Source organism: Achromobacter piechaudii NBRC 102461 (assembly GCF_001571245.1).
Taxonomy (GTDB): Bacteria; Pseudomonadota; Gammaproteobacteria; order Burkholderiales; family Burkholderiaceae_B; genus Achromobacter; species Achromobacter piechaudii.
The window spans coordinates 44566-58049 of record NZ_BCTK01000012.1 but is presented as its reverse complement, the minus strand read 5'-3'; the positions used below and the strand labels follow the sequence as shown (position 1 = coordinate 58049).

Genomic DNA, 13484 nt, shown 5'->3' with positions numbered 1-13484 from the left:
GGCCCGGCGTTGTTGAAACGGAAACAATGATGACGACCATCATCTTTAATGTCAATGGTTTGATGATGATCATAATCTATGGGTGTTATAGTGCCGCCTATCCGTTGGCAGAGCACACAGAGAGATTGGCTATGAAGGTCACCAAGGCACAGGCGCAAGCAAACCGCGCGCACATTGTCCAAACCGCGTCCACCCTGTTCAGGGAACGCGGTTATGACGGCGTCGGCGTGGCAGACCTGATGGCGGCCGCCGGCTTCACCCACGGCGGCTTCTACAAGCACTTCGGCTCGAAGGCAGATCTCATGGCAGAGGCGGCTAGCTGTGGCCTCGCGGGGTCCGCGGACGCCAAGACGGGTGTCGATCCGGCAGACTTCATCAGGCACTATCTTTCCCGCGACCATCGCGACAAGCCGGGCGAGGGCTGCACCATGGCCGCGCTGTGCGCGGACGCAGCCCGGCAACCGGAGCCCGTCAAGGCGGCTTTTGCCGCGGGTATCGAGCATCAGTTGGCGACGCCGGCTGGCTCGGGGGATGAGTCGGTTGCACGTCCGGGCAGCGAGGCGCGCGCCCGCAGGCTGGCCATCATGGCGCAGGCCATTGGCGCCATCGTGTTGTCGCGCTCCTGCCCCGACGATTCGCCCTTGGCGGATGAAATTCTGGATGCCTGTCGGGCCGATATCCTGGCGCGCCTGCCGGACGCTCGGCCTGCCTGACGACAACTGCCGCACAACGCGCCACGAGTTCCGATGCGTCCGTTGCTGTCTCGACTGGCAACATCAAGTAATGGCCCACTGCGAGCGGTGGGCCATTTCTATTGCGCCGTCCCATTATGCGGGATTATCCGCACCATTATGGATCGCAAAACCTCCCGATTTTGCATTACGGAATTATTGCTTTACGCTATTAATAAATAGCCACTGAATCCTCATTATCTTTTTCAGTTTGGTTAAACCATCATAAGAAATACCCTTTTTTATATTCGCTAACATTTACCGGAAGCCTCTGTGTTGCGGTTTGTGTAATGAATGTAATTATTTGAGGGAATTCCCGGGGTTTATTACGGAAACCCTGACTCATTTCCACAGCAATAATAATTTTTAGAAAGAATATTGCTGTCTGGCGCCTCTACGATTCGTTGGCTCGTCACCAAACACGTATGTGTAGGTATCGAGCCGTAACAATTCCTAAGCATTAAGTCCGCCCAACAAGGGCAGTCGTATATCGAATTTGATTCGATTTACGCGTCCTTGGGTGTCGATTTCTAGTGTCTACGACACGACGAAAACAGTGAGGCCCCCGTGGTAAAGAGAATCGCAGTGTGTGGCCTTGGATATGTCGGCCTGCCCGTAGCAGTCGCATTTTCCAAGCGCTTTGATGTCATCGGCTTTGATGTGGATAAGCGGAGAATCGCACGACTGAAAGAGGGACATGACTGGACCGGCGAGATTGAAGACGACGCCTTGCGTGCCTCTGCCATGACCTTTACCGACAAGGTTTCCGAACTGGAAGGCTGCGACTTCTTCGTGGTCGCCGTTCCCACCCCCGTCGACGAAAAGAACAACCCTGATTTTTCCCTGCTGGTGCGGGCATGCCAGTCGATCGGCCCCGTGCTGCGTCCTGGCTGCATCGTCGTTTTCGAATCCACCGTCCACCCCGGCGCCACCGAGGAAATCTGCGGTCCCGAGCTGGAAAAGGCGTCGGGCCTGCGCTGCGGCGTCGACTTCAAGCTGGGCTACAGCCCTGAGCGGATCAACCCGGGCGACCGTGAGCATCCGCTGGAGAAGATCGTCAAGATCGTGTCCGGCCAGGACGAAGCCTCGCTGGAAATCATTGCCGGCGTGTACGAAAAGATCATCGACGCCGGCGTGCATCGCGCCTCGTCCATCAAGGTGGCCGAAGCTGCCAAGGTGCTGGAGAACACGCAGCGCGACATCAACATCGCGCTGATGAACGAGATGTCCAAGATCTGCGACCTCGTCGGCATCCGCACCTCGGAAGTCCTGAGCGCCGCCGGCACCAAGTGGAACTTCCTGAAGTTCTCGCCCGGTCTGGTGGGCGGACACTGCATCGGCGTGGACCCCTATTACCTGACCTCCAAGGCGCAGGAACTGGGCTATCACCCCGAAGTCATCCTGTCCGGCCGCCGCATCAACGACGGCATGGCCAACCACGTTGCACAGCGCATCGTGCAGACCCTGGCCCGCCACGGCCGCCTGAACCCGACCACGCGCGTCGGCATCCTGGGGATGACGTTCAAGGAAAACGTGCCCGACATCCGTAACTCGAAGGTGGTCGATCTGTACAACGCGCTGGGCAGCTACGGCATCACCCCGGTGGCATGCGACCCGATGGCCGATCGGGACCAGATGGAACACGAATACGGCATCAAGCTCGTTTCCCGCGATGAATTCCGTGGGATGGACGTGTTGATTCTCGCGGTCCCCCACCGCGAAACCATGGAGACCATCTGGGACGACATCCCCGGCCTGGTCAACAGCGGAGGCATGGTGTGCGACTTGAAGTCGGTGCTCGACAGCAAGCGCCTTGCCCCCGACCTCTTGTACTGGACTCTCTAAGTCCAGGCTCGCTATCCATCACTACAGGAGAGACCCTGGATGACTGCTTTCAATATCGCTCCGATCGGCACCTGCCGTATCCATACGCCGCTGCGCGATGCCGTGGGCCGCTACCCGATCAAGCTGCAACTCGGGCGCAACTACGGTTTCGTGCACACCAGCGCCGAGGCGCTTCAGCAGGCGCGTTTCATGTTTGGACAGGCCGACATTCCGGCCGACGTCCAGCGCCTGATCTTCCGCCCGTCCAATGGCGAGCAGGCTCGTCGCGGCGCGCACAAGCCGGCCGATCTCTACATGGTCGAGCTGTCCTCGCGCAAGCTGCTGACCATCGACGGCCATCCTATCCAATCGAACTACCTGGGACGCTACTTCAGCGAATTCTTCGCCGACCGCACGCGCACCCGGATGTTCTGGTCGCTAGCCAGCGCAGAAAAGCTTGCTGAACGGCGCACGCAGCTGGATCAGGACCCGGTGTTCAAGAGCCTGTCGCGCGACGATCAGGATCTGCTGTCGCGCATCGTCAAGCGCGATCAGACCGACGAGGAAATCGAAGCCGACATGCGCGAGCTGGTCGCGCTGCTTGGCCAGGACAAGGTGGTGTTCGTCACGCACGTCAACGCGCTGACGCCGGACAACGTGCCGATCGAACAACGCGCCCAGCTCATCGCCGCCGTTGCCGCCAGCGCGCAGCGCATCGGCGTGCCGTGCTATGACCCGACGCCGTTGATGGGCAAGATCGGCCAGGCCGACGCCATGGAAGACGGCGGCCTGGACCTGACGCACTACACGCAGGTCTTCGCTGAACGCCTGTGCGCCGAGTGGTTCAAGAACTACATGCGTCCGCGCATGAGCGCGTCCACGCCGCAGTCGTCCGTGCCCAAGCTGGGCGCCGAAGACAGCGCCGAACGCATCGAAAAGATATGGGATTCGGGCGACCTGCGCGAAGCCTCGCGCCGTGTGCGCGACGTGCTGCGCCGCCACCCCGGCCTGCCCGAGCACACGCTGCTGTTCGCTCGCATCCAGGAAGAGCTGGGCGACTACGAAGGTTCGCTGGCACTGCTGGGCAGCGCGGACGGTGCGCTGGCTTCCGGCAGCAAGGCCGAACAGATCCTGATGCGCAACCACTTCAAGCTGGGCCGCCATGATCTGGCGTATTCGCTGGCAGCGGGCCTCTTGGGCGACGAAATCGAAACCCCCGAGATCGTCCGCATCGCAGCCGTATCCGCCGGCCAGCTGGGCTACGTGGACGAGTCGCTGGGCAACTGGAAGCAGCTGTTCCGCATCTCGTCGCCGGAAGACGCCACCGCGCTGGAAGCCGCCGACACCGTGTTGTCGTTGTTGCAGACCAGCGGCGACATGCCCGCCGTGATCCGCTGGGTCAATGAAGTCCGCGAAGTCATCCCCACGTATGGCCGTGGCTTTGCCGTGCTGTGGCGCGACCGCCTGCTGGCTGGCGACCGCGCCGGCCTGCGCGCGCTGGCCTCGGAATCGCCCGCGTTGGAAGACGTGGACGCCCTGGAACTGGTCAAGGAAGCGTCGTGGCGCGGTTGCATCATGGCCGCCGCGGCGCTGGCCGTGTCTTGCAGCCTGGCCAAGAGCGAGCACGAAGAGGTCAGCGCCTGGCTGCAATCGCAGTCGGCGGGCTGGGCCGAAGAAGGCACGCGCGCCCTGGAAGAAGGGCGTCTGCGCGACGCGGCCGAACGCATCTGCGCTCACCGCCTGCTGAATCCGGACGCCTTGACCGCGCTGCGTGCGCAACGCTCGTTCGAACGGGCGATGCGCCTGGGCGTGCGCGCCGCGCTGCTGGCCGGCAATCACAAGGAAGTGATCGACCTGACCGACATCGCGCTGGACACGCGGGTTGATTTCCCCGAACTGGACGCCATGCGCGGCCGCGCCGCCGATGCGCTGGGCGACAAGCAAACCGCCATGCGCCATCTGGAGCAGGCCGCCGCCGACGAGGCCGCGCCCTTGAGCACCCAGCTGTACTTTGCCCGCGTCGCCTTCAACGGCGGCTGGTTCGGCGAAGCCATCGACGCCTACAAGGCGGTGCTGGCCAATGCGTCGGCCGACCAGGCCGCCCGCGATGAAGCCGAACGCCAACTCGGCCGGCTCGGCCCCCGCGCCATTCGCGGCGCCCGGGAAATCCTGGCGGCAGGCGATCACCGTGGCGCCTGGAATCTGCTGGAGCGCGTTGCGCAATCGTGGCCCGCAATGACGGAAGTCGAACACGAAAAGCGCCGCATCATCGCCGTGCTGTATGCCGAAGCGCGCGCGCTGGATCCGGCCAGCACCACCGAACGCCTGGCGCTGGGCGAAAAGATCGTGCAACTGGTCCCCACCGATGCCATCGGCCTGCGCCTGGCTGCCGTGGGCGCCATGCGGCTGCATCGTTTCGAACAGGCCCTGCCTTACTGGCGACGCCTGCGCGAGCAGTCGGATAACCCCGCGCAGTTCGACCACTACATCGATCGCTGCCTGGCGTGGATCGAGAAGGCCAATCGAAGGAAGGCGGCATGAATCCCCCACTGACTACCGAACGGGCGGACGTTGCGTCCGATCTCCAATGGGTGCACGCCCAGTTGGAGGAGATCGTCACGGCGTCGGTGCGGGTCCAGGTCGCACAAGAAAACCTGGCGCGCGCCGAAGCGTTGGCGCGTGATCATCTGGAAGATTCGAAGGTCCGCTTCCTGTTGCTGCGGCTCAAGGAGACGGCAGGCCTGAACGAAGAAGGCATGGCCGGCCAGTGGGCGACGCTGTTGGAAGAGTGCCCCGACGATCTGCAAATCGTGCGCTATTGCGCGACGCGCCTGGTCAAGGAACGGCATCTGGACGACGCGCTGTCTCTGGTCGATCGCCATCTGCCGGCGTCGTCCGAGAACCCCAGCCGGCTGTTCGCACGCGCCAAGCTGCTCAGTGACATCCGCGCGCACGAGCAGTCGGATCAGCTGTTTCGCCGGCTGATCCTGGAACACACGGACCGCAACATCCGCGTGGAGTTCGCCAAGCGCCTGCGCAAGCGTGGGCTGTTGGCGGAAGCCTATGAAGCGATCCGGCCCGTGGCCGCGCACCTGGCGCCCGGCAGCAAGGCGGCGGAACTGGCCAGTGCGCTGGCCAGCGACTATGCCTTCTACAAGGGCTTGGAGCCCGAAGGCGGCCTGGCAGGCAAGGACGTGCGGATCGTGTCGATGAAGCACGCGATCCTGCACTTTCGTAATCGCAAGATCGCCGAGCAGCCCGCCGAGAAACCCGTGTCCGTCGCCCTGGTGACGGGCAGCCTGGGGCCTGGCGGCGCCGAACGCCAACTGACGCGGCTTGCCGGTGAGTTGACGCGCATGGCGCAGACGCCCGAGCGGCGGCTGCCCGACGTGGCGATGCGGCCGGACAAAGTCGAAGTCATGGTCAAGCAGCACACCGAGCCCGCGGGCGCGGTCAAGAAGAAGCAAGGTCTGGACTTCTTCCTGCCGGTGCTGACCGAGGCGCGGATTCCGGTTACCGAGATCAACAAGCTGCCCGCCATTTCCGTTGCGCATCAGTCCGTGCCCGACGGCAGGCTGGGCCGCATGCTGGAACAGCTGCCCCCGCCCGTGCACTATGGCGTGACGCGGCTGGCGCCGGTGCTGCGCGCCAACCCGTTCGACGTGGTCAGCCTGTGGCAGGACGGCACTTGCCTGTTCGGCGCACTGGCGGCCTTGCTGGCCGGCGTGCCGACCATCCATCTGGTGTTTCGCGGCTTGCCGCCGAACATCCGCAAGGACCGCTTCCGGGAAGAGTATCCCGAGCTGTTCCAGGCGCTGGCGCAGGTGCCGGGCGTGTACTTCGTCAGCAATAGCCGCACGGCCGCAGAGGCCTATGCGCAGTGGCTGGGCATTCCGGTCGTGCGCTTTCACGTGCTGTACAACGGCGTGCCTGACCTGGCGACCAATGCCTCGGCAACGGACGAGCAGAAGTGGGAAGCCTTCAAAGCGACCACGACGGACGCCACCGAGACGATCGGTGGCGTGTTCCGCCTGGAGCCGGACAAGCGGCCGCAGTTATGGATCAAGCTAGCCGCGATGTATTTGAAGCGGCGGCCCAAGGCGCGCTTCGTCATCGTGGGTGACGGGCGTCTGCACGACAACATCGTGGCGCTGGCAGAAGAGCTGCGGGTGGTTGACCGGCTGTTGCTGGTGGGCCTGTCCAACCACGTGGGCTACTGGTATTCGCAGATGGATGCCAGCGTGCTGCTGTCGCGCTACGAGGGCCTGCCCAACGTGTTGATCGAGGCGCAGCTGCTGGGCGTTCCGGTGATCTCGACCCCCGCCGGTGGCGCGGGGGAATGCTTTGTCGAAGCCGAAACCGGGCATCTGCTCAGTGACGTCGAGCACCCAGACATGACCGAAGCCTGCGACAAAGTCGAATCGATGGTCGACCGGGTACGCGACAACCAGGCATTGCGGCAGCAAAGCCGTCAGCGCGCACAAAAGCTGTTTTCGCTGGACGCGATGCTGTCCATGTTCCTGAGCCTGTGCGTGCCCGTCATGCCCGTCTCGGAGAACGATGAGCGCATCGACTTCCAACCGATGCAGCGCATGCTCGCCTGATTGGCGGCGGGGTTTTTCCGAGGTCCTACAGATTAAGGTTTTTATGCAAATGAACGTCCCGGCTTTCGGCCTGCGGCGCAATGCGGCGCTTGCCATGGTGGTGCTGGCCGCGCTTTCACTTTCGGGATGCCAGCTGCCGCGTTCCGGTCCGATGTTGAGCGAGATGACGGGCGCTCACGATGACAAGGACGTCATCGTGATGCCCGCCTCGCGCGAACTGGTGCAGGCAAGCAGGGTGCCCGACGTGGCCGACTTTCCCGTGCGCTATCGCGATCTTACGCAGGCGGGATTCGATCGCCTGGTGCCTGGCGATGGCATCAACGTGCGCGTGTGGGAACGCGGTGGCCTGGGCGTGTTCGCGGCGGACCCGTCCGGCGTGAGCGATCTGGGCAACCAGGATATCGACCGGTCCGGCAATGTCTATTTCCCCATCCTGGGCAAGTTCCGCGCCGAAGGGCTGACGCTTGCGCAGCTGCATGACTCGGTGGTTGCTCGCCTGAGCAAGCTGGTCGTGGGCGCGGACGTCAGCGTCACGCGCGTGACCGATACGCGCGGCCAGATGGTGACCGTGCAAGGCAACCTGACCAAGCCCGGCATGTACCCGATCACGCAGACTGCCCAGCGCCTGAGCAGCGCGCTGGCGCAGGCCGCGCCCGTGCAGACGAATCCCGAGCAGCTCGTCATCAGCTTGCGCCGCGACAATCAGGTGGCGTCGGTGCGTCTGTCGGACATCTACCGCAACCAGAACAATGACATCCTGCTGCGGCCGGGCGATGTGATCACTGCCTACGACTCGCGCGAATACCTGACGGTATTGGGCGCGGCCGGCAATCAAGGCCGCGTGGCGATCAGCAAGCGCAATTACTCGGTGCTGGACGCACTGGCCGATTCGCGCGGCCTGGACGACAAGCTGGCCGACCCGCGTTCGGTGTTCCTGTTCACGCCGGCCAAGGCGGGCGTGGCGGGCAAGCCGGACATGCTGCCGGTGGTCTATCAGTTCGACCTGACGCGACCGGAGCAAGTGGCCTTGGCGCGCGAATTCACCGTGCATGAAGGGCAGGCCATCTACATCTCGGATGCGCCGTTCACGCAGGTGCAGAAGGTGCTGTCGGCCTTCCGCGTCACCATGAGCGCCGGCTTCAGCGCCACGCGTGCGATCGATAGCGATTCGGGCTCCAGTTCCGGCGTGTCCCAATAGCGTGTCGATGAGTAACGAGGACCGAATCAAGGGGTGGCGTAACCGCCGCAAGGACAGTAGCTACGCGGTGGGTTCGGGGGTCGATGCCTGGCGCCTGGACCCGGCCGCGCTGTTTGAAGCCAAGGCCACGCCCAGCGTGCTGCTCAAGCCGCTGCTTGCGCGCCTGCTGGGAGAGCCGCACGATTCCGTGGCCGCCCGGCGGGCGGTGTACGAGGCGGTGCAGGCCGAGCTGGATGCGGAAATCGCGCGCGGCAAGGTCGATGAGACGCTGGCCGACTTTTCACGGCGTCGGCTGCGACTGATCGTGCGACTGTTGGAGCAGGACATCCGCGCGGGCGTGGATGTCTTCGCCACCAGCTACATGCCGGCCAAGCTCATCGCCGAAGACGAACGGCTGGCGGCGGCGCATGCACGGCGCGTGGAGCGGCGCAAGCAGGAAGAGGCGCGCGATGCCCGCCGTCATGCATCGCGCAACGACATCGCATTGCAGATCGAGCTGCCGCAAGGCGAAGCCGGCGACCTCGCGATCCTGCGCGAACGCCTGCAAGCTCTGCATGAAGGACATCACCCGGGCAACGCCGCCAAGGGCCGGCCCGTGGGGCGTACGTTGATGGCGTTGTTCGTCTATCAGCTGCGCGTGATCCATGGCGAGAGCCGCATCGCGCTGCTGTGGGCGCTGGTCGGCCCGGTCGTGCTGCTGACGCTGATCTCGTCGCTGTACATCCTGATGGGGACGCACTTCATTCTTGGCATGGACGTGCAAACGTTTTCGCTGTTGGGGGCAACCACATGGATCATGTTCCGGCAGATCGTCTTTCGCAGCAGCACGGCCTATGTCTCGGCCCGTGGCCTGCTGAACTTTCAGGGCGTCACGCCGCTGATGTGCGCGCTGGTGCAGGCGATGATCTACGTGTCCATCTACCTCGTGGTGTTCGCGGTGCTGATCAGCGCGGGCCATGCGCTGGGGCTCATCACGCTGCCCGAAAGCTGGGCAGGATTCATCCTGTTCGTCGTGCTGATGGGATGTTGCGGGTCTGCGATGGGCATCCTGTTCGGGTCGATCGCCACGTTCTGGCACTTCTTCCTGCGCCTGGCGCCCGTGATCGAACGCTTTCTTCAGATCTTCTCCAGCGTGTTCTTCGTGTCGGAGCAATTGCCCGAGCATCTGCGTCCGTGGATCCTGTGGTCGCCCTTCGCGCACGGCATGCAGCTGCTGCGCTCGGCGTACTTCAGCGCCTACGAGTCGCACGACGCCAGCCTGGGTTATTTCCTGACCTCATTGGTGTTCCTGATGGTGGTCGCCCTGGCGGCCGAGCGTCTTGCGCGCCCCAACGTGCAGCCGATGTAAGGGGGGAAGATGATTCATCTGAATGGCGTCACTGACGAACCCTATGCATTTGGCAGCCGCCAGCCGCTGCTGTTGAACGCCACGCTGGATATCCCGGTAGGGCGCTACGCGCTCTTGTCGCATACGCCGGAAATGCACCGCCAGATCGTGGACGTGTTGTGCAACCTGCGGCCGCCGCGCCAGGGCTTTGTCAAACACGATGGCAACGTCTCGTGGGCGATCGGCCGGCAAGGCTTCATCCGTGGCAAGGCCAGCGGCCTGAGCGTCATCGACTTCGTGTGCGAGATGTACGAAATCGATGTCGCGGCCACGCATGAACTGGTCGCGGACCTGATCAGCGATCCCAAGTGCCTGGCCAAACCCATGGAACATTGGCCGCTCTACGCACGGCAGGAATTCTCGTTCGCCCTGGCGCTGGCGCCGGCGTTCGATGTGTACGTGATCGAAGGGGCCATTCCTTTCGAACCCTGCCGGTTCACCCGGCTCTGGCTGGCCCTGTTCGAAGAGCGGTTGATCGGCCGGACCCTAATTCTCTCTAGCTACCGTCAGAACCAGATGGCGGACTATTGCCTCAAAGGCTTGATTTATGAACGAAGCGCTCTCAGCATCGAAGACGACCTCGACCTCTGCCTCAACAAGTACCCCCCGCGACGATCACGAAGCGACTCCGGCACCGGCGATGACGTCTTCGGAGGCGGCTTCGAAGACAGCCAGCTCGGGATCTGAGGGCGGCTCCGAAATCGAGCGCCGCCGTCGCGAACGGCAGGCCGCGCTGCGCGAGCGCCGTCGCCACCGCTGGATCAATGCGTTCATCGTCATTGCGCCCGTCGCGCTCGCGCTGGTGTACGTGCTGTGCGTCGCCACGCCCCGCTACGAAGCCGAATCGCGCTTCTTCGTGCAGTCCGGCTCGGGCCAGCAAGGCGGCGGCGGGGCCGCCAGCCTGCTGACCACGGGCAACATGGGCGGCATGCTGGGCGGCTTTGTCGACGGCTGGGCGGTCAGCGATTTCCTCAAATCGCGCGACGCCATGCAGCAGCTGGACAAGAAGGTCGGCCTGCGCCAATACCTGATCCACAAGGGTGTCGACCCCTTCAACCATCTTGCCGAAGACTCCAGCGAAGACGATCTGTATCGCGCCTATCAGTCGGCGGTCCATGTTTCCTTCAATGCGTTGGAACAGATCGACGTGCTGCGCGTCAGCGCGTTCTCGCCGCAAGACGCCGCCACGCTGTCCAAGGCGCTGATCAGCCTGGCCGAAGAGTTCGTCAGCTCGATGAACGAGAAGGGCGTGGCCGACAAGTTGAAGGTCAGCGAAGAGTCGGTCAAGCTGGCCGAGCAAAAGGCGCTTGCCGCGCGCGAGGCATTGACGACGTGGCGCACCACGCACGGCAACATCGACCCGACCGCCACGGTGGCGATGCTGTTGAATCTTTCGAGCCAGCTGGAGACCGAACTGAGCAGCGCCCAGATCAATCTGGACAAGATCCGCGCGCTGAACAACAAAGACCACTTCATGCTCAAGCCCGCTGAAATGCAGGTGCTGGCGCTGCAAAAGCGCATTGCGTCGGTGCGTCGTCGCTTGAGCGGCGACGGCAATGCCGAAGCCAAACAGCTGAAATCGTATGAGGCGCTGAGAAACACCCAGGCGTTTGCGGACTCGAACCTGACGCTGGCCCAGCAGTCGTATCAGCAGGCCATGACGGATGCGCTGCGCCTGCAACGCTACCTGTCCATCATTGCCCAGCCGGTGCCGACGGACCGTCCGAGCAGCCCGCGCACCGGCATGTTGCTGCTGCAAGCGTTGGCGCTGGGCTTTGTGCTGATGTTCATCTCGCGCGTTGCGATGGCATTGCTCCGGGGGCTGCGTCATGGTTGATACCGCAATCGACGAACGCCGCGTCCAGGCGGACGCGACCGCGCAACTGCGCCAGGTCATCAAGGACATCCTCGCGGCCGATGACCCGAATGCCGAGCTGGCGCGGCTGGCTCCGGCCCTGGCGCAGACCAACGAGGGCTGGCGCGACGTGCGCCGCCTGTTGGTGGCGCCATGGATGCGGCAGGCGCGCTACGCGCCCGCCATCGCCGCGCTTGAGATGCTGGCCGTGGCGTACCCCACGCGCGCCGATGACCGCCGATTGCTGGCCAGCCTGTTGGGCCGCATCAAGGACTGGGACCGCGCCATCGCCCAGGCCGATGCCGCCGCCGACATCGATCCGGCCGACGCATCGCTGCATGCCGCCCGCATCCAGCTGCGCGTGCAGGCCGGCCGGGTGCCGGACGCCGCCCAGGTGGCGCGCGCGACCGCCCAGATGGCCAACAAAGATCCAGGCCAGGCCTATGCCTGGATGATGGCTTACGCACGCAATGGCGACGTGGCCGACGCGGCGGGCATCGCGGCAAGCCTGGATTCGGATCAGCTGCCCAACGAACGGGTGGCGACGATGGCCGTGCGGGCTTTGCTTGAAGACGACCGGGCTGAAGCGGCGATCCAGCTGGGCGGCAAGGCTTTGAGCGCGGGCCACGATTGCCCGGCGCTGCGCGCATCCCTGGGGCTGGCGCACCTGCGGCGCGCGTCCGAGGAAGACCGCAAGGTGCATGCGCTGGCGCATTTCGAAGCGGGCCTGGCCGCCGCGCCGGCTGACGTCAGGCTGTTGACGCTGTATGGCGAAACCCTGCTGCGCGCCGGCCGCTACAAGGAGGCCGTGGCGCCGCTTACCCAGGCCATCGAACTGGCGCCGGACCTGGAGCAGACGCGCGCCCTGTATGCGCGCGCGTTGCGTTATACGCAGCAGTACGACGTGGCCGCCGACCAGATGTTGCAGTTGGTCGGCAAGTCGCCCGACAAGCTCATCTGGCAGCGCTCGGCGATAGGCGCCCTGTCGCAGGCTGGCCGCAAGCAGGAAGCCGAGACGCTGTACGAGAAATACATCGCGACCCGCAGCGCGCGGCTGCCCAAGACCTTCCAGCAGGCCTTGGCCCAGATGGAAGAACAGCTGCATACCGCGCCCATCCCGCAGGCGCGCCTGGATTGGGCCTGGTCGATGCGGGGCGATCCCGACGCCGACCGCGCGCAGTGGGAACGCCGCGCGCGCTGGGGCCACATGATCGATCACCTGCTGTTCGACTGGCTCGAATGCCGCGAGGACGACGTCGAAGAAGCCATGCAGATGCTGGGCGAACTGGACACCGGCGAGCGCTTCTTCGCACCGCTGCTGGCGGCGGGCAAGGGCGTTGTGGTGGCCACCGCGCACGTCGGCCCCATGTATGCGGGGCTGATGGCGCTGGAGCTGTTGGGCATCCCTTCGCGATGGCTTGCGACCGCGCCCAGCGTCGCCCAAAGCAGTTACGCCACCGCCCTGATTTCCACGGCCGACCAGACCGAGGCGCAAGTGGCCAAGGCTTGCATGCGCGCCATCAACGAGGGCTACGTGCTGTGCCTGGCGATCGATGGCGCGGCCAATCCCGCCGCGCCGCGCACGACGTTCGAAGGTCAGGAGGTGACGTACTCCAGCTTTGCGTCGCACCTGGCGCATCGCATGGGCGTGCCCTCGGTGTTCTACACCCCGCGTTGGGAGAACGGCAAGGTGGCGTACACGCTGGCGATGCTGCCCGCCGCCAACCCCGGCGAGGATGCGGACGCCTATGCGCTGCGATGGCAGAAGGCGTATCTTGAACGGCTGCGCGAACACGTGGCTGGCCCGCCGGAAGACCTGCGCCTGAGCGGGGGCATCTGGCGCCATGTGCAGTCCGCGGATCGATCCGCGCAGCAATAGGAATCA

The 13484-nt window shown here is 64.3% G+C and carries 9 protein-coding genes; all 9 read left to right on the top strand.

What is annotated here, in order from left to right; all coding sequences use genetic code 11:
• The first annotated feature begins 131 nt into the window (after window positions 1-131).
• The 9 genes from API01S_RS21650 (at window position 132) to API01S_RS21610 (ending at window position 13478) form a co-directional block, all read left to right on the top strand.
• Window positions 132-713 (top strand): TetR/AcrR family transcriptional regulator, encoded by a 582-nt coding sequence (locus API01S_RS21650; RefSeq protein ID WP_050728640.1) that lies wholly within the window; start codon window positions 132-134, stop codon window positions 711-713.
• Window positions 714-1316: 603 nt separating this feature from the next.
• On the top strand, window positions 1317-2576 hold the full coding sequence (locus tag API01S_RS21645) for a nucleotide sugar dehydrogenase (RefSeq protein WP_006216908.1): 1260 nt from the start codon (window positions 1317-1319) through the stop codon (window positions 2574-2576).
• 39 nt (window positions 2577-2615) lie between these two features.
• Window positions 2616-5096, top strand: coding sequence for a hypothetical protein (locus tag API01S_RS21640; protein WP_050728217.1), 2481 nt, complete (start codon window positions 2616-2618; stop codon window positions 5094-5096).
• Window positions 5093-7159, top strand: coding sequence for a glycosyltransferase (locus tag API01S_RS21635; protein ID WP_061306119.1), 2067 nt, complete (start codon window positions 5093-5095; stop codon window positions 7157-7159). Before API01S_RS21640 ends, API01S_RS21635 begins: the two co-directional genes overlap by 4 nt.
• A 43-nt stretch (window positions 7160-7202) precedes the next feature.
• Window positions 7203-8357: a polysaccharide biosynthesis/export family protein gene (locus API01S_RS21630; RefSeq protein WP_050728216.1), complete on the top strand. Its 1155-nt coding sequence runs from the start codon at window positions 7203-7205 to the stop codon at window positions 8355-8357.
• 7 nt (window positions 8358-8364) lie between these two features.
• A complete protein-coding gene (locus API01S_RS21625) occupies window positions 8365-9705 on the top strand; it encodes an ABC transporter permease (protein ID WP_006216912.1) in 1341 nt (446 codons plus the stop codon).
• Between the two features lie 9 nt (window positions 9706-9714).
• On the top strand, window positions 9715-10431 hold the full coding sequence (locus API01S_RS21620; protein ID WP_006216913.1) for a P-loop NTPase family protein: 717 nt from the start codon (window positions 9715-9717) through the stop codon (window positions 10429-10431).
• On the top strand, window positions 10385-11581 hold the full coding sequence (locus API01S_RS21615) for a sugar ABC transporter (protein ID WP_254598426.1): 1197 nt from the start codon (window positions 10385-10387) through the stop codon (window positions 11579-11581). Before API01S_RS21620 ends, API01S_RS21615 begins: the two co-directional genes overlap by 47 nt.
• Window positions 11574-13478, top strand: a complete 1905-nt coding sequence (locus API01S_RS21610; protein ID WP_061306118.1) for a tetratricopeptide repeat protein — start codon at window positions 11574-11576, stop codon at window positions 13476-13478. Before API01S_RS21615 ends, API01S_RS21610 begins: the two co-directional genes overlap by 8 nt.
• Window positions 13479-13484 lie beyond the last annotated feature (6 nt).

Coding starts and splice junctions, on each gene's coding strand:
- API01S_RS21650 (WP_050728640.1), top strand. CDS start 132: ATGAAGGTCACCAAGGCACAGGCGCAAGCAAACCGCGCGCACATTGTC.
- API01S_RS21640 (WP_050728217.1), top strand. CDS start 2,616: ATGACTGCTTTCAATATCGCTCCGATCGGCACCTGCCGTATCCATACG.
- API01S_RS21635 (WP_061306119.1), top strand. CDS start 5,093: ATGAATCCCCCACTGACTACCGAACGGGCGGACGTTGCGTCCGATCTC.
- API01S_RS21630 (WP_050728216.1), top strand. CDS start 7,203: ATGCAAATGAACGTCCCGGCTTTCGGCCTGCGGCGCAATGCGGCGCTT.
- API01S_RS21625 (WP_006216912.1), top strand. CDS start 8,365: ATGAGTAACGAGGACCGAATCAAGGGGTGGCGTAACCGCCGCAAGGAC.
- API01S_RS21620 (WP_006216913.1), top strand. CDS start 9,715: ATGATTCATCTGAATGGCGTCACTGACGAACCCTATGCATTTGGCAGC.
- API01S_RS21615 (WP_254598426.1), top strand. CDS start 10,385: ATGACGTCTTCGGAGGCGGCTTCGAAGACAGCCAGCTCGGGATCTGAG.
- API01S_RS21610 (WP_061306118.1), top strand. CDS start 11,574: ATGGTTGATACCGCAATCGACGAACGCCGCGTCCAGGCGGACGCGACC.